Origin of the sequence: Gemmata algarum (genome assembly GCF_034097035.1) — a bacterium.
In the GTDB taxonomy this organism is placed as follows: domain Bacteria; phylum Planctomycetota; class Planctomycetia; order Gemmatales; family Gemmataceae; genus Gemmata; species Gemmata algarum.
Genome location: NZ_JAXBLV010000193.1, coordinates 17,840 through 35,364 on the forward strand (window position 1 = coordinate 17,840; position 17,525 = coordinate 35,364).

Below are 17,525 nucleotides of genomic sequence, written 5' to 3' on the forward strand. Positions count from 1 at the left end.
CCGGGTGCGGGGGAGCGTGGGAACGGCCGGGGAGGCTTGCCGCGTCGGAAGCCGAGGGCGTGGATCCGTGCGGCCCGCGCCGACGCGCGCGACGGGTTCCGCGCCGCGGCGTGTGACCGCGGGCGGTCAGTGACACCGCGATGTCACTGTAATTGAGGGCCGACCTCAAGCGCCGCCCCAGTTCTTCGCGCGGGTCCGCGCCAGCCGCTTGCTTTCCCGCCGGGCCGTCCCTACCATCATGCCCATATCACTGCGGCCGCGGCGCGGCCCGCGGTGCGTTGCGGCCCCACCGGATGGGTGCCCACGGGCTCGGCGCCCGTCGACGAACGGGCGGCCCGCACGGACGCGCGGCCTCTCCCCGCACCAGGACGGAGTCGACTCGATGGGGAGGAAGAAGGTGGGCGCCGCCGCGGTCTCACTCACCTCGCCCCGGGCGGCGCGACTGTACCGGCTCATCACCCTGCTCGGCACCGGCCCCCAGACCCGTGCGGCCCTGCTCCGCCGGCTCAAGCTCGATGTCCGCGGGTTCTACCGCGACCTCGAGGCGCTCCGCGGGCTGGGCATCGAGGTGGCCGCCGGCGACGACACCAAGTACGCGATGGCCGGGGCCGTGGACGACGCGCTCGCCAAGCTGCCGTTCCCGGACCCCGGGCTGAACGTCCGCGACGCGCTCCAGCTCGCCAACGGCAGCACCGCCGCGCACCGCAAGCTCAAGCAGCGCGTGAACTCGTTCCTCAACGGCCCCCGCGGCGGTGGCGCGGCGAAGCCCCGCTGACCCGCCGCACCGCGGTCAGTCGTACCGCCCGCTGCACTCGATCGGCCACACCGCCTCGACCCGCCCGCCCCGCACGGCCGCACACGCGCGGTGCAGGTTCATCGTCGCGCAGCAGTGGGCCGGGAGCACCTCGACGGCCTCGCCCACCGCCAGACCGGCGCAGTCGGTCGCCACGATCGTGTGCTCCTCGTTCAGCCGGAGCACGCGGTCGCCGGGCCGCCCCTTGATCTCGGGCGTGCCGAAGTCGCGCGAGATCGCCTTGCTGCCCGCGTCGAGCACGTACTGCCCGGGGCGGCGGCTCACCACCGCCGCCCGGACCGACAGCGCGCACCCGAATTCCGGGCGCACCTTGTGGTACGCCGCGTCCATGATGACGAACGACCCGGGCTGCACCTCCGTGACGCCCGGCACCGCCGCGACGAACTCCCACGTCCCCGTCCCGCCCCCGGTCACCAGCGCGACCGGGAGCCCGGCGCGCTCGACCTGCCGCCGGGTGTCGGCCAGCGCCTCCGCGCCCGCCAGCGACTGCGCCTGACGGCTCTCGTAATCCGGGAGCATCTGGAGGTGTCCGTCGTACCCCTGGAGCCCGTGGAACCGCAGCCCGGGCAGCGCCGCCACCGTTCGGGCCAGTTCGACGGTCGCCGCGCCGGGGGGCACCCCGCACCGCGCCATCCCGATGTCCACCTCGACCAGCACACGGATCTGCGTGCCCTCGGCGACAGCCGCCGCGCTCAGGGCGCGGGCGTTGTCGGCGTCGTCCACGCACACGATCAGATCGGCCCGGCGCGCGAGCCGCGCGGCCCGGCGCAGCTTGTGCGGCCCGACCACCTGGTTCGCCAACAGGATGTCCGTGACACCCGCGTCGGCCAGGGCCTCGGCCTCGTTGAGCTTCGCCGCCGCGAACCCGTTCGGGCCGGCGGCCGCCACGTGCCGCGCGAGGCCGGTACATTTGAGGCTCTTGAAATGCACGCGGACCCGGACGCCCTGGCCCCGGGCCGCAGCGAACATACGCCGAACGTTACCGTCCACAACGTCCAGGTCCACGAGCAACTGCGGGGTGTCGAGGTCCGCGACATCCGAACCGGGGGCCGGTTCGGTCGGGCTGGGGTGCGTCATTCCGCTTCCTTCCATGAGCCGGGCTCGTCCGTTGAACGCCAAGCACGTTCAGCCCGAAATGAACCAGGGCTTCTCGTGCGAGGCGCCCGGTCGTGAGCCCGTTACTTCTTCGCGCCTTCCATCCCGTCGAGCCACTTCGATACGACGACGCTGTAATACACCCCGCCGATGCTCGACTTGTCGCCGGGCGCCGTGGCGTACCCGCCGTCCTTGTTGCGGTGCGCCGCGATGAACTCGCGGAGCTTCTTCACGTCCTTCGGCGGCTCCTTGAGCAGCATCAGCGCCCGCATCACGCGGTAGGTCGTCTCGATGTCGGACGCCTTCGCCCCCTGCTTCCCCCACCCGCCGTCAGCGCGCTGACCGTCAGCGAAGATCGACTTCACGTTGTTCGGCGGGAGGTCGCGGCCGAGCCGCAGGAACAGCGCGACCAGCGAACCGGTATCGCGCGCCCCGCCGTCCTGGGGCGAACTCGCGGTGCCTTCGCCGTACTTCATCCCCACCGCGAACCAGTCGTCCAGCTTGAACGGGCAGTCCTTTACGCCCCACGCTTCGACCGCGGCGGCGGCGATGCGCACCTCCTCGAAGGTCTTGGCGTGCCCCTTGAGGTAGTCCATCGCCTTCGCGAATTTTTCCTTCGGAACGCCCACCTCGACCGCGGCCATCACCCCGATGCTGGTGATGGTGACATCGGGCTTTCCGCCCGGCTCCGCAAACGCCCCGGTCTTCGGGTCGTAGCACGTCAGCACGAACGCCGCGTGCTTGTCCGTGTTGGGAACGTCCGCGCCGAGGTACTTGAGCGCCCGGACCGCGCTGCTGGTCGCGCGCAAACTGGGCCGCGGCGCCGCACCCGCGCTCGGGTCCTGCGGGGCCGCGGAGAAGCCGCCGCCCGGAACCTCAAGTGCCAGCACCCACCGGGCCGTTTCCTTCTTCTGCTCCGCGGTGATCTGTGCCGCCGCGAGCGACGGCACCAGGAGCACTAGCGCGAATGACAACCGCATGTCACGTTTCCTTTTGGGGATGGAGTGGACGCGCTGGTACGATCGGCTCGAATCGGCCAACTGCGGTGCGGCTTCCCGTCTCCAGCTATACACGGCTCAGGTCTTCAGTGTGGCCCGCTCGCTCCGCGAGCGGGTGTTACGGGCAGCAAATCATTCAGCAGGCGGCTGCAATTGCACTGGCTAGCATGTTACTATTTAACATTTGCTAGCTGCAAACACCAACCGCTTGCTGACGCAGGCGGTTCAACTGGCTACCGGACGCTTGCGTCAGCGGGTGGCCTCGCGTCTGCCCCTGGGGCGCGTAGCAACCGCTCGCGGAGCGAGCGGGCCACACTCAAGGCGAAGCCACATGAGCCCACCTGAGTCGCTCACTGGCCGGGCCGGAACGCCTTCACCACGGCCTCGTTCGTGGTGAGGTACGGGCCGCCGATGAGATCGACGCAGTACGGGACCGCCGGCATGACCGCGAGGAGGCACTCGCGGATCGCCGACGGCTTGCCGGGCAGGTTCACGATGAGCGACCGGCCCCGGATGCCCGCCGTCTGCCGCGACAGGATGGCGGTGGGCACGCTCTTCAGCGACACCGCGCGCATCAGCTCGCCGAACCCCGGCAGCATCTTTTCGCACACCGCCTCGGTCGCTTCCGGGGTCACGTCGCGCCGCGCCGGCCCGGTACCGCCGGTGGTGACCACGAAACAGCACCCCTCGTCGTCGCACATGGCCTTCAGGGTGGCCTCGATGTGCTCCTGCTCGTCGGGAATGACGAGCGCGTGCGGCTCCCATGCACAGGTGAGCACGTCCTTCAAGAATTCGAGGATCGCGGGGCCGCCCTTGTCGGGGTACTCGCCGCGGCTGGCCCGGTCGGAAACGGTGAGGACGCCGATGCGGATCATCGTCGTGGTTCGGAACGCGGAATTCGGAATGCGGAATGAAAGCCACCCCGCGCCGCTTATACTACCCCGAAATTGTGGCGGCATCACCCGTCTTGATCCCGCATTCCCAATTCCGCGTTCCGAACCACGACCATGCGCACCTGGTCCTTCTCCTCCGCCGGCGCCCTGTTCTTCGGCCGCAACGCGGTTCAGGTCCACCTCCGCGACGCCTGCGAGCGGTTGGGCGCGAAACGCGCCTTCATCGTCACCGACGCGGTGCTGGTGCGCGCGGGAATCCTGGCCCAGGTCACCGAACCGCTCGCCGCCCTCGGCGTGGCGTTCGAGAGCTTCGACCGAGTCACTCCCGAGCCCGGCGTGGAACTCGTGCGCGAGTGTGTCGCGGCGGCGCGGGCGGCCGCCCCTGATGTCGTCATCGGCCTGGGCGGCGGCAGCAACATGGACACCGCGAAGCTCGTGTCCATGATCCTCGCGCACGGCGGCGACCCGCTCGATTACGCCGGCGACTGCCGCGTCCCGGGGCCGGTGACGCCGCTCGTCTGCGTCCCCACCACGGCGGGGACCGGTTCCGAAGTGTCCGCGGCGGCGGTGTTCACCGACACCGCGAACCACATCAAGGTGTCGTGCCTCAGCCCGTTCCTGCGGCCGGCGTTCGCGATCGTGGACCCGCTGCTGACGGTCACTTGCCCGCCGAAGGTGACGGCCGACTCCGGTATCGACGCCCTCACGCACGCGATCGAGGGGTTCTGCGCGGTCCACAACGACGAGTTCCCGCTGCCGAGCGGCGAGAAGACCGTCTACCAGGGCAAGAACCCGATGGCCGACCTGATGGCGCGCGAGGCGATCACCCTCGTCGGCCGGTTCCTGCGGCGGGCGGTGCGGGACGGCTCCGACCTCGAAGCCCGCGACGGGATGGCGCTGGCCGCGACGCTCGGCGGGCTGGCGTTCTCGAACGCCGGGGTCGCGCTGGTTCACGCGATGGAGTACCCGGTCGGCGGGGCGGTTCACGTCTCGCACGGCGCCGGCAACGGGCTGCTGCTGCCGTTCGTCATGCGGTTCAACCTGCACCACCGCGTCGAGCAAACCGCTGTGATCGGTGAATGGCTCGGCGTTCGTGCGGGCGGACACGGGACGATGGAGTACGCCGAAGCCGCGCTCCGTGAAATCGAGCAGCTCCGCGCCGACACCGGCATCCCGACGCGCCTGCGCGACATCGGCGTGAAAGAGGAGATGCTGCCCGGGTTCGCGGCGAAAGCGTTCGCCATCAAGCGCTTGATGCGCGTGAACCCGCGGATGCCCCAGAGCGAGGACGAAATCCTCGGCATCTACCGCGCCGCGTTCTAAGAAACGGTGGCCAGTAGTTTCAAGTTGGTGTGGAGTACCCGTGCCGTGGTTCTGAGTGTGGTCCGCTCACTCCGTGAGCGGTCGCTCCGGGTCTCGGATACGCATTGCGCGCAACGCAGGGGCCGGCACGCCCGCGGGGCGAGTCGGGGGCGCGGAACGCCCGCTCACGGAGTGAGCGGACCACACTCCAGGCCAGAACCGCGGTACGGCCCGAACTTGAAACTACTGGTGGCGGGATGGGCGGCTGGTCGTGGCCTCGTTTCGGCCATGCGGGCTTCGCGTATGAAGGCATTTTTGACAGGATCGACAGGATAAACAGGATGAAGACAGACCAATTTTAAATCCTGCTTATCCTGTCGATCCTGTCAAAAATGCCTTCGCCCATCCATCGCTTCGGTGCCACATTGCCCTCGCCCCGGGCGGGCAACCTAACGTCGGGCGCCGCGGCCCAACAGGACAGGGCCACCGCGCCGCAGTGCGTGTACCAACCTGATTCATGGTCCGGTTGTTGGTGTCTGTTTTGGCTGTTGTCTTTGTGGCACAGACATTCCTGTCTGTGCGGCGCCGGAAGACCGCACAGACAGGAATGTCTGTGCCACAAGAAGCAGGCACGAGCACCCGGATCGCGTACTGGAACCGGTCCCTCATGCCGCCGAAGCTCCGCACGCTACTCGTGGTCCTCGTGGGCGGGGCGGCGGTCGCGGCCGTCGCCGACCGCATCGTCTCCACGCCCGGGATGCTATCCCCGCGCGACTTCATCGAATACTGGGCGGCCGGGCGGGTGAACCTGCGCGGCGGGAACCCCTACGACCCGCGCCTGGTGCTGGCCGAGCAGCAGGCGGTCGAGCCGCACCGCGACGGCGCGCTGATGATGTGGAACCCGCCGCCGGCGCTGGCGGTTTACATGCCGCTGGGAACCGTCCCGGCGAAGTGGGCCGCGCTCCTCTGGTGCGTGGCGCAGTTCGGCGCGGTCGTCGGGGCGAGCGCGCTGTTGTGGCGCGAGTACGCCCCCGGGCGGCCGACGTGGGGCGCGCTCGCTGCGGCGCTGCCGTTCGTGGGCACCTGGTGGGTCGTGACCTACGGGCAGAACACCGGGTTCCTGCTGCTCGGGCTGGCCGGGTTCCTGCACTTCGTGCGGCGCGACCGGCCGCTCGCCGCCGGCGCGTGCGCGGCGCTGACCGCCCTGAAGCCGCACCTGCTCGCGGCGTTCGGCGTGCTCCTCATCGCCGACGCGCTCTCCCGCCGCGGCCGGCGCGCCCTGGCGGCCGGGACCGGGGCCGTGGCCGCGGCGCTGGTGGTGGCGCTGGTGCCGAACCCGGACGTTCTGGAGCAGTTCGTCACGGCGGCCCGGAACCCGCGGCCGGAAACGGTTCCGCTGTCCGGGTACGCGCTCCCCGTGCCGGCGTACTGGCTCCGCGTGTGGCTCGCGCGCGAGAGCTTCTGGGTGCAGTTCGTACCCTGCGCGGTCGCGTGTGCCGCGCTCCTCGCGCGCCGGCTCCGGCGGGGGGCCGCGTGGGATTGGGGGCACGAGTTGCCGCTCGTGGTCGCGGTGTCCGTGCTCGCCACCCCTTACGGCGGGTGGATCTTCGACCTGCCGGTGCTGCTGGTGCCGGCGGTGTGGGCACTGGCCCGCCTCGTCCGCACGGGGCACCGCACGGGGGCGGTTGTGTTCGTCGCGGGGCAGGCGGTTATCACGGCGGTGACGTTCGCGACCGCGGGCGCCCTGCACGCGTACTGGTGGGTCGCTCCGACGGCACTGGCGCTGTGCCTTCTCCCCTTCTGGCCGGGGCGCGTTCGTAGAATGTCACCTCATTGACACGCGCGGAGGCGGCACATGTCGGACGGCACGACGGCGCACAAGGTGGTGATCATCGGCGGCGGGTTCGGGGGGCTGGTCGCGGCCCAGTCGCTGAACAAGACGCCGGCCGAGGTGACGCTGATCGACCGCCGCAACTTCCACCTGTTCCAGCCGCTGCTGTACCAGGTGGCGACCGGGGCGCTGTCGCCGGCCAACATCGCGTCCCCGCTGCGGTCGATCCTGAAGCGGCAGAAGAACACGCACGTGCTGCTCGGCGAGGTGACCGGCTTCGACATCCCGGGGAAGGCGGTGCTGCTGAAGGACGGCACCCGCGTGCCGTTCGACACGCTCATCGTCGCGACCGGCTCGACGCACCATTACTTCGGCAAGGCCGACTGGGCCGAGCGCGCCCCAGGGCTGAAGACCGTCGAGGACGCGACCGAGGTCCGGCGCCGGGTGCTGTCCGCGTTCGAGCGGGCCGAGCGCACCACCGACCCGAAGGAGCGCGCCCGGCAACTGACGTTCGTAGTGGTGGGCGGCGGGCCGACCGGGGTGGAGATGGCCGGCGCGATCAGCGAGCTGGCCAAGTACACGCTGCGGGCCGACTTCCGCAGCGTGGACCCGGCGACCGCCCGCGTCGTGCTCATCGAGGGGCAGCCGAAGGTGTTGGGCGCGTTCCACGAGAAGCTCAGCGCGAAGGCGCTCAAGGCGCTCCACGGGATGGGCATCGAGGTGATGCTGGACGCGCACGTCAACGCGATCGAGCCGCACTACGTCCTCGTGCAGCCGGACGACAAGGCCGTGGCGCCAGTCCGCATCGACACGGAAACGGTGGTGTGGGCCGCGGGGGTGAAGGCGTCCCCGCTGGGCCAAGTGCTGGCGGACGCGATCGGCGGGGTCACGGTGGGGCGCGGCGGGCACGTGCCCGTGAACCCCGACTGCACGGTGGGCAACCGCCCCGACATCTTCGTGATCGGCGACATGGCCAGCCTGCCCGGCACCAACGGCAAGCCGCTGCCGGGGCTGGCGCCCGTGGCGACGCAACAGGGCGAGTACGTCGCCGGGGTGATCGTGCGGCGCCTCAAGGGCGAAACCCCGAAGGGGCCGTTCCGCTACTTCGACAAGGGCACGATGGCGACGATCGGCCGCGGGCAGGCGGTCGCGGAGAGCATGGGGTTCCGGTTCAGCGGCCTGTTAGCGTGGCTGGCGTGGCTGTTCATCCACATCATGTACCTGGCCCGCTTCGAGAACCGGATGCTGGTGCTGTTCCAGTGGTTCTGGAACTACGTGACCCGCAACCGGACGGCGCGGCTCATCACCGGCGAGCGCCCCACCGGCACCCGCGGCGCGTGAGGGCTGAAAGAAGGGCTCACCACAGAGGCACGAAGATCAACACAAAGGGGCACAGAGAAAGCAGCGGCGGCGTGTCATCCGCCCGCTGACGTATGCGGGCGTTGTTTCCCTAGGACCGCGGACGTCCCGTCCGCTGGTGGGCGCGTCGTTACGTGATGCGGAAGTTCCGCCGAGCGATACTATCCTGAAGCAGCGGACGGGACGTCTGCGGTCCCAGGCAAACAACGCCCCGTCGCGCCCCGGCCCGGCCACGCCGAACCAACTTAAATTACCAGCGGAACCCGCTGGTAGGCGTGTCGTTTCGTGATGCGGAGGGTCCGCCGAACGATACCATTCTCGGAGCAGCGGACGGGACGTCCGCGGTCCCAGGGAAGTACCCGTTACTTCGCGCCAAGCTTCTCCAGCGCGTCTGCGGCGCTCGCGCCCCACGGCGTCCCGGCGCCCTCGCTCTGCGCGCGGAGCCAGTCACGCGCCGGCGCGGCTTCCGGACCGTAGGCGCCCAGCAACCGACAGCCCACCGCCAGACCGACCTCGCGCCGCTTCTTGTCGGCCAGCACCGACAGCCGGCGCAACTTCAGCGCCGTCTCTAGCTCTTTGAGGGCGGCGTTCGCTCGGCCGTACACCCCGCGCTCGATGTCTGAGATCGCCTGGTTCAGGTCGCCGAACGCCTCCAGCAGCTGCGCGTACTCGGCAGCCCCGTCGCGGCACACGTCGAGCAACCCCTGCACGCACTCGGCCGCGCCCAAGGGCTCGCCCGACGGCAGCTTGAGGCGCTCGCGCAACCCGGCCTCGAACTCCGAACGGGCGAACGGCGGGGGCTCGCGCCCCGACACGGTGTGGCCCGCCTGCGCGTGCAGGGCGGCGTGAACCGCCTCGCGAACCCGGGAGCGGTCACACCCCGGGGGCAACTTGTCTCCCCCAGCGGGGTAAGCCGCGAACCCGGCCGGCGCACGGCCGGACCGTTCCACCGCCGCGGCGAACTCACCGGCGTGAACGAACACCGGCACCGTGGCGAGCAGCCGGACCGCCGCGGCCGGTCGGTCCGATTCCCCCGCGAGCACCCCAATGACTTCGGCTACTGTGTGGCCCCGCGTTCCGGCAACGAGGGCGAATTCGCGCTCCGCGGACGTCGCGAACGGTTTCCCGCGGGCCGCCTCGATTTTCTCCAGGAACAGCTTTCGCGGGGCCGGTTCGGTCGCCAGCGCTTCTCGGATACGCTCGGCGACGGCCCGCACCCGCGCGGTGCCCTCGGCCACTTCCGCATCGAGGGCGGTTGTGAACTTCTCCCGTGCGGCAGCTTCGGCCACATCGACAATTTTGTCCCCGCGGGCCGGCACCGTCGGCCGCCACTGCGCCAGCCGGTCCGCTGGCAGAATCGTGGCGGAATACGCCGGGGGTTGCGTGCGATCCGCCGCGACGACCGCCGCGATCTGCGGGTTCTTCAACTCGTCGCGCCCGAGCGTCGCGGCCCGCAGGTCGGCCAGCACCTGTGAGGCGTGTACCGGATCGACCCCGTCGCCCACGAGTGCCGTCGCATCGGCCGCGCGGCCGGCGAGAAACAACCGCGCGGCCAGTTCGGTGCGGAGCTGACGCGCCAGCGCGGCCCCGTGGTGCTTTTCCACGTTCGCCAGCAGGTCGCGGACGAAGCCGAGTTCGGCTTTGAGCCCCCCGTCCCCGAACGTGGCCCGCGCGAGCACCAGCGGGAGCCGCGCCTCGTCGGCGCGGGTCACGGCGAGCGGCTTGGGTTCGTCCGGTAGTTCACTCAACGCCCGCGCCGCCGCCGTGGCATCTCCGGCGCGCGTGGCCCCCTGCAACCGAACGAACGGGGCGGCACGCCGGAGTTCCGCCCGCAACTCGGGCAGCGCCCGCGCGACCGCCACGGGCAGGTACCGCGACGGCTCGAGCGGTTCAAAGCGGTCCAGTGCGTCGGCGAACCGGCCGGCGGCGATCAGGTCGAGCACGGCCGCAAGGTGCAACCGTTCGGCAACCGCCTCTGTGGCTTCGAGTTGCATCGCCACGATCGGGTCGGCGCCCGACCCGGGGCCGAGTCCGACCCAATCCGCGCGCAACCGGCGTAACTCCGCGAGGGGAGCGGGCGACTTCTGGTGCAGGGTGTCGTGGGTGAGTGCGCTCAGCAACGCGGCCCGGTGGGCGCGGCTCAGGGCCGCGGCGCCCTGTTGGCGCAACAGCGCCGTGGCCTCGGCCGCGTTACGTTGCCGCGCCGCCGCGACCAGGGCCGCCACACCGGTCACGTTCGGCGCTGCAGTGGGCAGGCGCGGGGTCGCAACCGGCGGGCGCGGTGCGGGTGGCGGGGCCGACGGGCGCGGCGCCGGGGGCGGCGCCCATCCCGGCGCGTTGATCAGCAGAACGCTCGCGAGCGCGGCGAGCGGAAGCAGCGATCTCCGGCGCATGAGCCATGCTCCTCACGGCTTGGGCCGCGGCGGCGGGGCGGTTTCGTACTGCGGTTCTGGGTCTGCATCGGGCCGGCGCGGTTGTTCGACACCGGGGCGCGGCGGCGGCGCGGTCTCACGCCGCGGCTCGACGCTCACCTTGGACCGCGGTACCGGGGCAACCTCGGGTTGCGGTTTGGTGGCGGCACTTGGCCGCGGTCGCGGAGCGACCTGGAACCGTGGCTCGGTGGCACCGGACGGCCGGGGCCGCGGGGCCACTTCGGGCCGCGGTTCGGTGCTGGCTCTTGAACGCGGCGGCGGGGCCACCTCGAGCCGCGGTGCGGCTTTCGCCGCGAGCGCGGCAAAGAACTCGTGAGCCGCCCGGAACTCCAGGACCGCCTTCCGCTCGGGTTCGCCGAGCAGTTCCGCGGCCCCGGTCCAATCGACCGCGTGCGCGACGGCCACCCCGAACGCGCGGTCGTGGCGCCCGGCCTCGAAATGGGCGAACGCTTCTCGCGTGGCGCGGTCGTGGGCCGCCCGGAACAGCCGCCCCCGCGCCTTCAGGAACCGTCCCGTGGTGGTGTCAAGTGACCGGAGCGCGAGCACCTCCCAGTCGGTCCGCTTCAAGAACTCGCGCGGCGTGCCCCCGCCGGGTTGCGACACGAGGGCACGCGCGGCGAGCAACTCAACGGACGAATCGACCCATTCGGTCTCGGCACGCAGCAGCACGTCGCGCGCGTCCGGGACGGCCTCGGCCAGCGCGCGCCGGGCGAACGCGGAGCGGTTGAACCCCTCCCAGTCGCCAGGCCGCGCCGCGGACAGCTCGTTCACCCGGGCGCGCACCGCGTCGGTGCGCCAGGCCAGCCGTGCGGCGTCGAGCCGGCCCCCGGCGACGGGGCGCACCGACGCCAGCGCCTTGGCCGGGTTGACCAGGGCCTCCGCGCCTTTGAAGTCGTCACGTGGGAGCGTGTTGTAGCGCGAGACGATGTCGTCGGCCACCGCGTCGGCCCAGCGGTCGTACTCCGCGGACATCCCTTTGCAGAGCGACGGGTACTGCTCGAGGAGCGGCCGAACGCCGCGCAACCCTTCCGACTTTTCGGCCTCTTCCGCCGTCGTGATCGCGAGCCGCTGCTTGTACCAGTCGCGTGTGCGAACGGCTTCCCCCAGCGCCATCGCGCTTTTGAACCCGGACGGCCGCACGTCCCACCACACGTACCCGGCGGCGCCCAAGCCCGCCAGCGCCGCGATCAGGCGGATGGCCCCCAGGTCCGGTTGTGCCACGAACAGCGCACACAGAAACAGCGGGACCAGGGCGATTCCGACTCGCGAGGGGTGCAGGTCGGTGCCGAAACCGGCCAGTCCGAACCCCTGCCACACGATCACGAACCCCACACCCGCGAGTACGACCGCAAACGGTACCTGCTGCCATCGGGAAGTAGGGGGGGGCGCGGGCGCGGACATAACGGACCTCGTGAGCTGACGCCCCGAAGGGTGCGAAGACCGCTCAACAACAGCGTCGAGGAATCAGGTGTTGCACACACACGAGAATAGAACGCGGCCCGTCCCGCTGACCGGTGCCGCGAGCCGTTTCTGTGGGTTAGCGGCCTCGCCGCCTGTGGTTCCCGGGCCGGATCCGGCTGTGCCGTTCCGGCTCGGGCCGACCGCTGTAACGAGGGTTACACTCCCGGCTGATCGCGCCCGACTGGTCACGGACTGGACATCTGCTACCATCCGACGGGCGATTCGCTGGGGCACCGCTACCACCGAATCGCGCTCAGAAACCACGGGAGCAGGTACCGACGCCAACCGCATCACAAATTGCAATACCTTATCCCAAAACCACTTGCGACTAGAAATCTTCGTCCACCCAGCACCGCGTTACCAACAAAATCCGGCGCCGCGTGCGGTATTCGGCGCCGAGAAAACTTCCGGAAGTCCGAATGCGGGAAATAGGGTGGGAACGCGCCGGATGTGCCGAACGCTCCGCACGTCCGACGCGGCGAGTTCTCACCGCGACGGTACCGACCGATCACTTGCCCTCGGGCTTCTTGCCTTCGAGCGGCTTGATCTCGCGAATCCAGATGTTGCGGAACTTCACCGGGTTGCCGTGGTTCTGCAAGCGGATCGGCTGCTTCAGCGGGTGCTTCTGGTAGCTCGCGGGGCGGTCGTAGTAGGTGTTCCCCTGGAGCTCGAAGTGGTTCTGCACCACCGCGCCGTTGTGGATCAACGTGACGTAACCGGGCTTCAGCACCTTCACCTCTTTCGCCTGCTCGTCGAACCGCGGCGCGGTGAAGACGATGTCGTAGGTCTGCCACTCGCCCGGCTTGCGGCACACGTTCACCATCGGCGGGGTCTGCTTGTACAGGCTCCCGCACTGGCCGTCGAAGTACGTCTTGTTGTCGAACGAGTCGAGCACCTGGACCTCGTACCGGTTCGCGAGGAACACGCCGCTGTTGCCGCGGCCCTGGCCGTTGCCCTTCACCTCCTCGGGGGTGGCGAACTCGACGTGCAACTGGTAGTCGCCGAACGAGTCCTTGGTGGTGATGTCGCCGCCCTTCACAACGGCGTAACCGTCCCGGATCTCCCACTTCTCGCCCCCCTGCCACTTCGACAGGTCTTTGCCGTCGAACAGGACGGTGGCGTCGGACGGGGCGTCGCCGGGGTTCTTGCCGGGGGTGACGACGGCCGGTTCCGGCCACACGACCCCGCTCTTGTACTCCTTCTGAAGGGCACCGACCGCGCCCAGCGCGGTCAGCGCGCCGGCGGACACCAGCAGCAGCGTGCGAACGTTCATCGCGGGAGAAGCTCCGAGTTGAGGGACGGACCACGGCCCTCCCGTGGGAGCGGTCGTGGTTCTCCTCTGGATTGTCGATTTGCCGCGGCCCAAAGGCAACCGGAAAGCGCAACACCCGTCCGACGCCGGGTGGTACTCTGGGGGCGCTTCGACCCTCTTCCCCAGGTGCCCCATGTCGAACCCGAACCGCCGGACCTTCCTCGCCTCGGCCGCCGTCACCACCGCCACCGCCGCCCGCCTCTCCGCGGCCGACGGCGCCGCCCTGCGCGTCGGCTTCATCGGAGTGGGCAGCCGCGGAACGGCCCTGCTCCGCAACTTCCTGGACGCGAAACTCGGCACGGTGGTCGCGGTGTGCGACATCAAGGACGAACACGCGAAGCGGGCCTCCGCGCTCGTCACCGGCGCCGGTCAGAAGGCGCCGGCGCTGGTCGAGGACTGGAATAAGCTGCTCGAAATGAAGGACGTGCAGGCGGTGGTGTCGGCGCTCCCGTGCGACCTCCACGCGGCCTGTTACCTCGACGCCATCGGGGCGGAGAAGGACCTGTACGGCGAGAAGCCGATGTGCCTCACCCCGCAGGACTGCGACCGGGTGGTGAAGGCCGCGGGCGCGAGCAAGCAGGTCGTCCAGATCGGGTTCCAGCGCCGCGCCGACCCGCGGTTCATCGAGCCGATGAAGCTGATCCACGAGGGCGAACTCGGGGCGCTGGTGGAGGGCCGCGTGATGTGGTCGAACTCGTGGGGGCCGCTGGGCGACTGGTTCGGCAAGAAGGCCCGCAGCGGCGACTGGATGGTGGAGCAGGCGTGCCACAACTGGGACGTCATCAACTGGGCGTGCAAGGGGCTCCCGGTGCGGGCGATGGGCCTGGGGCGGGCGGGGCTGTTCAAGGCGTTCCAGCCGGACCGCGACGTTCACGACTACTACTCGGCGGTGGTCGAGTACGAGAACGGGGTGATCGTGAACATCCTGCACTCCTGGGTCGCGCCGGGCCAGAACGGGAAGTTCACGAAGGAGTTCAACGACGAGTACACGCGGCTCAACGGCGTTAAGGCCGGGATCGACTTCAACACCGGGGTGATCGCGTACCGCAAGGAGCTGAACCTGCCGGACAAGGTGGGGCACGGCGCGAAGGGCGCGATCAACAACACCCGCCTGGGGCTCGAAGCGTTCGCCGACAGCGTGCGGACCCGCAAGGCGCCGGTGGCGACGGTCGAGCACGGCCGCGACGCGGTGCTCGCGTGCCTGCTGGTGCGCGAGGCGGTGTACCAGAAGAAACCGATCACGATGAAAGAACTGAGGGGCTGACTCTCGCCACTGACATCGGGGTGTCATTGCGCGTGATGGTATACTCCTTTCCACCACAACGTCGCGAGACCCCTCGATATGTGCGCACGCATTACAGCCGCTACAACCGGAGCGGAAATCGCCGACCTGTTCGGCCTCGCCTATGACATGAACCCGCCGACCCCGGCGGTACGGACCGGGTACAACGTCGGCCCGTCGGCCCTCGTCCCCGTCGTCCGCACGACCAACGGCCGGTGCGAGGTGACAGAACTTCGGTGGGGCCTCGTGCCGTTCTGGAACACGAACCCGAAGCACACCGGGTTCGTCAACGCCCGCGCCGAGACGGCCCCAGGCAAGCCCGCGTTCCACGACCCGTTCCGCTGGCGCCGGTGCCTGGTCCCGGCCGACGGCTTCTTCGAGTGGAAAACGGTCCGCAAACGTAAGCACCCCTATTACTTCCGCAAGGCCGGGGGCGGAACGCTCGTGTACGCCGGCGTGTGGGACCGCTGGAAAGGGCCGAACGGGGTGGTCGAGACGTTCGCGATCCTGACCGTGCCGGCCAACGACCTCGTGAAGCCGTTCCGCGACCGGATGCCCGCGATCCTGAGCGGGGAGCATTTCGGTGCGTGGCTCGATCCGCGCGAATCGCGGCCGTCCAAACTGCTACCATTACTCCGACCGTACCCGGTCGAGCGCATGGAGCGGTATGCGGTGGGCGATCAGGTGAATGTGGCGACGGCGGACGGCCCCGACCTGCTCGCGGCCGTGCCAGAGCCGGCGGAACCGACCTGGACGCAGCCCGCGCTGTTCGACGCCGCGTGATTCGCCGGGCCACAACGAGAGCGAGCGCATGATTCACGTTATCGCGACGATCACCTTGAACCCCGGTGTGCGGAAGCCGTTCCTGGACGTGTTCCGCTGGGTCACGCCGCTGGTCCGCGCGGAGGCCGGCTGCATCGAGTACCAGGCGACCGTCGACGTGCCGACCACGATGAAAGTGCAGGACGGCCCGCACGACAACGTGGTCACGGTGGTCGAGAAGTGGGAGAGCGTCGACGCCCTCTACGCGCACACGGACGCCCCGCACATGGTGGAGTACCGCGAGAAGGTGAAGGACTACGTTTCGGGTGTGAAGCTGGTGGTGTCGGAGAACGCCTGAGCTAAGGCCCTCTGTCGGTTCGCCAGCGGGTTGTCCGCGCTCACAAACCGGCGGACAACCCGCTGGCGCACCAATCACTTCCCGAGCTTGTCCAGAACGTTCTTTGTGATGCGAACGACGTTCGGATCGTTCCCGCGCAGGCCGAACGCCCAGTCCGTGGTGCCCACGGTCACCACGGTCCCGCCGCGGGTGTAGGTGCCCATCACCGCGTTCCCGGTTCGCCCCTTCTGCCACCGCTCGTACCACTCGCAATCGTCGGGGTGCCAGCGGGCCGGGGCGGTCGCGAGCACCTCGAAGCCCTTCGGCGTGCCGTCGGCGTGCGTCGGGAACGGCACCCCATCCTTCCAGACAAGTTCACACCCGTCGCACTCGTACCCCACCACCTTGTACCCGGGCAGCTTCGCGCCGAAGGCGTCGCCGCGCTTCAGATTGGTTCCCGCGAACAGCCAGTGCTCGGGTCGGTGCGCGGTGAACGCGCCGCTGCCGTCCATGAACTGCTCGTGGCTGCGGTGGTACCCGCCCCACAGGAACCCGACCCCGGTCAGCGTGTTCTCGGGGCGGTCCACGAGGTAATGGCTCCAGAGTGAGGTGAGCGTTTTGTGGTCGCCGCTCTTGTACACGGGGTCGTCGCCGAACGACTGCTTCCAACACGCCAGCGCACGCCCCTCCTCTTCGGTGCGCACCTGCCAACAGCAGGTGTTCCCACTGAAGAACGCAACGTTCCCGCCGCTCTCGATGTACTTCTCCACGGCGTCGCGCATCGGCGCAGACCAGTATTCGTCGTGCCCGACGCTCAGCACGAGCTTGTAGTGCCTCAGCATCTCGGGATGAAACTCGAGGTCGAGGTTTGTGCAGTAGTCGAGCGTGTACCCGGACTTCTCGGCCCACCGGACGAACGGCTCTTCCCAGCGCGGGAATTGCGAGAACTGCGGCCGGTCGAACGAGACGCGGCGCCCCTGAACCTTGTGCCGCCCGTGGTACGCGTACAGGCTGTACCCGGCCCAGTTCGTGTACGCGTTGTAGGTGTTGGTCGCGAGTTGGATGAGTACGCGGGCGTCACGTCCCGGTTGCCGCGGGCGAAGCACGAAGAACGCGTCCGCGAGGTCGACGTTCCGCCCCTTCGTGCTACCGAACGTGACGGCGTAGTAGCCGCTCTTCCAATTCGCGGTGTGGATCGTGAGTCCCACCGGCCAGCGACACCCGCGCGCGGACGCATCCTTCGGGATATCGTGCGCGCGGGGGTTCTCGACCATGCCGCTCGCGACCTCTTCCTTCGCCGCACCGAGCCGGAACACCTTGTACCAGTACGAATCGCCCTGGCACGACAGGCGCACCTTCACGTCCTCACCCGCGAGGTAGCTCTGAGGCATCGCGTAGGCTTCGATCAGCGGCCGCCGCGGCTGCTGTGCCCGGACGTGGCCTGCCAACGAGGCGCCAAGAGCGCCCACAGAACCGGCACGGAGGACGGTGCGGCGGTTAACGGATTCGTTCATCGGCGGGCACTGATTGGGTGACGGTTGGCGTGGCACGCAGTGTACCGGCGTGAGGGGACTTCGGGCAAACGATTCCCGCGATCCGCCGATCGGATCTTTGGAACGGCACTTGCAAAACCCCTAACCGCCCTGC

14 protein-coding genes are annotated in these 17,525 nt (G+C 69.6%); 7 read left to right on the forward strand and 7 right to left on the reverse strand.

The features are described from left to right. Positions 1 to 382: 382 nt before the first annotated feature. The gene (locus R5W23_RS20055; protein WP_261189053.1) at positions 383 to 775 is read left to right on the forward strand and encodes a hypothetical protein; all 393 of its coding nucleotides are present in this window, start codon (positions 383 to 385) and stop codon (positions 773 to 775) included. 15 nt (positions 776 to 790) lie between these two features. Here the strand turns inward: R5W23_RS20055 and R5W23_RS20060 are convergent, their stop codons facing one another. The 3 genes from R5W23_RS20060 to mog form a co-directional block, all read right to left on the reverse strand. Further along, complete coding sequence (locus R5W23_RS20060) at positions 791 to 1,891, reverse strand: DSD1 family PLP-dependent enzyme (RefSeq protein ID WP_320687817.1); 1,101 nt, start codon at positions 1,889 to 1,891, stop codon at positions 791 to 793. A gap of 101 nt (positions 1,892 to 1,992) precedes the next feature. Next, positions 1,993 to 2,889 carry a prenyltransferase/squalene oxidase repeat-containing protein gene (locus tag R5W23_RS20065; protein WP_320687818.1) on the reverse strand — a complete coding sequence of 299 codons (897 nt, stop codon included), beginning with the start codon at positions 2,887 to 2,889 and terminating at the stop codon, positions 1,993 to 1,995. A gap of 368 nt (positions 2,890 to 3,257) precedes the next feature. After that, a complete protein-coding gene (gene mog, locus R5W23_RS20070; protein ID WP_320687819.1) occupies positions 3,258 to 3,782 on the reverse strand; it encodes a molybdopterin adenylyltransferase in 525 nt (174 codons plus the stop codon). A 132-nt stretch (positions 3,783 to 3,914) separates the two neighbouring features. On the opposite strand from mog, the gene R5W23_RS20075 reads away from it, so the two are divergent. The 3 genes from R5W23_RS20075 (at position 3,915) to R5W23_RS20085 (ending at position 8,274) form a co-directional block, all read left to right on the forward strand. Next, positions 3,915 to 5,123, forward strand: coding sequence for an iron-containing alcohol dehydrogenase (locus R5W23_RS20075; RefSeq protein WP_320687820.1), 1,209 nt, complete (start codon positions 3,915 to 3,917; stop codon positions 5,121 to 5,123). A gap of 592 nt (positions 5,124 to 5,715) precedes the next feature. Next, the gene (locus tag R5W23_RS20080) at positions 5,716 to 6,939 is read left to right on the forward strand and encodes a glycosyltransferase family 87 protein (RefSeq protein ID WP_320687821.1); all 1,224 of its coding nucleotides are present in this window, start codon (positions 5,716 to 5,718) and stop codon (positions 6,937 to 6,939) included. 18 nt (positions 6,940 to 6,957) lie between these two features. Then, positions 6,958 to 8,274, forward strand: coding sequence for an NAD(P)/FAD-dependent oxidoreductase (locus R5W23_RS20085; protein ID WP_320687822.1), 1,317 nt, complete (start codon positions 6,958 to 6,960; stop codon positions 8,272 to 8,274). A gap of 380 nt (positions 8,275 to 8,654) precedes the next feature. Here R5W23_RS20085 and R5W23_RS20090 read toward each other — a convergent pair whose 3' ends face one another. The 3 genes from R5W23_RS20090 to R5W23_RS20100 form a co-directional block, all read right to left on the reverse strand. Continuing rightward, the gene (locus R5W23_RS20090; protein WP_320687823.1) at positions 8,655 to 10,685 is read right to left on the reverse strand and encodes a hypothetical protein; all 2,031 of its coding nucleotides are present in this window, start codon (positions 10,683 to 10,685) and stop codon (positions 8,655 to 8,657) included. Between the two features lie 12 nt (positions 10,686 to 10,697). Next, the gene (locus R5W23_RS20095) at positions 10,698 to 12,125 is read right to left on the reverse strand and encodes a hypothetical protein (RefSeq protein ID WP_320687824.1); all 1,428 of its coding nucleotides are present in this window, start codon (positions 12,123 to 12,125) and stop codon (positions 10,698 to 10,700) included. Between the two features lie 568 nt (positions 12,126 to 12,693). Continuing rightward, on the reverse strand, positions 12,694 to 13,458 hold the full coding sequence (locus R5W23_RS20100; protein ID WP_320687825.1) for a 3-keto-disaccharide hydrolase: 765 nt from the start codon (positions 13,456 to 13,458) through the stop codon (positions 12,694 to 12,696). Positions 13,459 to 13,630: 172 nt separating this feature from the next. Here R5W23_RS20100 and R5W23_RS20105 point away from each other — a divergent pair, with 172 nt between their 5' ends. From R5W23_RS20105 to R5W23_RS20115, 3 genes are all read left to right on the forward strand, one after another. Then, positions 13,631 to 14,761, forward strand: a complete 1,131-nt coding sequence (locus tag R5W23_RS20105; protein WP_320687826.1) for a Gfo/Idh/MocA family protein — start codon at positions 13,631 to 13,633, stop codon at positions 14,759 to 14,761. A 78-nt stretch (positions 14,762 to 14,839) separates the two neighbouring features. Further along, positions 14,840 to 15,562: an SOS response-associated peptidase gene (locus R5W23_RS20110; RefSeq protein ID WP_320687827.1), complete on the forward strand. Its 723-nt coding sequence runs from the start codon at positions 14,840 to 14,842 to the stop codon at positions 15,560 to 15,562. Positions 15,563 to 15,590: 28 nt separating this feature from the next. Next, positions 15,591 to 15,899: a putative quinol monooxygenase gene (locus R5W23_RS20115; RefSeq protein ID WP_320687828.1), complete on the forward strand. Its 309-nt coding sequence runs from the start codon at positions 15,591 to 15,593 to the stop codon at positions 15,897 to 15,899. Between the two features lie 74 nt (positions 15,900 to 15,973). Here the strand turns inward: R5W23_RS20115 and R5W23_RS20120 are convergent, their stop codons facing one another. Further along, positions 15,974 to 17,269 (reverse strand): N,N-dimethylformamidase beta subunit family domain-containing protein, encoded by a 1,296-nt coding sequence (locus R5W23_RS20120; RefSeq protein ID WP_320687829.1) that lies wholly within the window; start codon positions 17,267 to 17,269, stop codon positions 15,974 to 15,976. Positions 17,270 to 17,525: the final 256 nt, after the last annotated feature.

Excerpts from the sequence above, each read along its gene's own strand:
- R5W23_RS20055 (WP_261189053.1), top strand. The coding sequence starts at position 383 with ATGGGGAGGAAGAAGGTGGGCGCCGCCGCGGTCTCACTCACCTCGCCC.
- R5W23_RS20060 (WP_320687817.1), bottom strand. The coding sequence starts at position 1,891 with ATGACGCACCCCAGCCCGACCGAACCGGCCCCCGGTTCGGATGTCGCG.
- R5W23_RS20065 (WP_320687818.1), bottom strand. The coding sequence starts at position 2,889 with ATGCGGTTGTCATTCGCGCTAGTGCTCCTGGTGCCGTCGCTCGCGGCG.
- mog (WP_320687819.1), bottom strand. The coding sequence starts at position 3,782 with ATGATCCGCATCGGCGTCCTCACCGTTTCCGACCGGGCCAGCCGCGGC.
- R5W23_RS20075 (WP_320687820.1), top strand. The coding sequence starts at position 3,915 with ATGCGCACCTGGTCCTTCTCCTCCGCCGGCGCCCTGTTCTTCGGCCGC.
- R5W23_RS20085 (WP_320687822.1), top strand. The coding sequence starts at position 6,958 with ATGTCGGACGGCACGACGGCGCACAAGGTGGTGATCATCGGCGGCGGG.
- R5W23_RS20090 (WP_320687823.1), bottom strand. The coding sequence starts at position 10,685 with ATGCGCCGGAGATCGCTGCTTCCGCTCGCCGCGCTCGCGAGCGTTCTG.
- R5W23_RS20095 (WP_320687824.1), bottom strand. The coding sequence starts at position 12,125 with ATGTCCGCGCCCGCGCCCCCCCCTACTTCCCGATGGCAGCAGGTACCG.
- R5W23_RS20100 (WP_320687825.1), bottom strand. The coding sequence starts at position 13,458 with ATGAACGTTCGCACGCTGCTGCTGGTGTCCGCCGGCGCGCTGACCGCG.
- R5W23_RS20105 (WP_320687826.1), top strand. The coding sequence starts at position 13,631 with ATGTCGAACCCGAACCGCCGGACCTTCCTCGCCTCGGCCGCCGTCACC.
- R5W23_RS20110 (WP_320687827.1), top strand. The coding sequence starts at position 14,840 with ATGTGCGCACGCATTACAGCCGCTACAACCGGAGCGGAAATCGCCGAC.
- R5W23_RS20115 (WP_320687828.1), top strand. The coding sequence starts at position 15,591 with ATGATTCACGTTATCGCGACGATCACCTTGAACCCCGGTGTGCGGAAG.
- R5W23_RS20120 (WP_320687829.1), bottom strand. The coding sequence starts at position 17,269 with ATGCCTCAGAGCTACCTCGCGGGTGAGGACGTGAAGGTGCGCCTGTCG.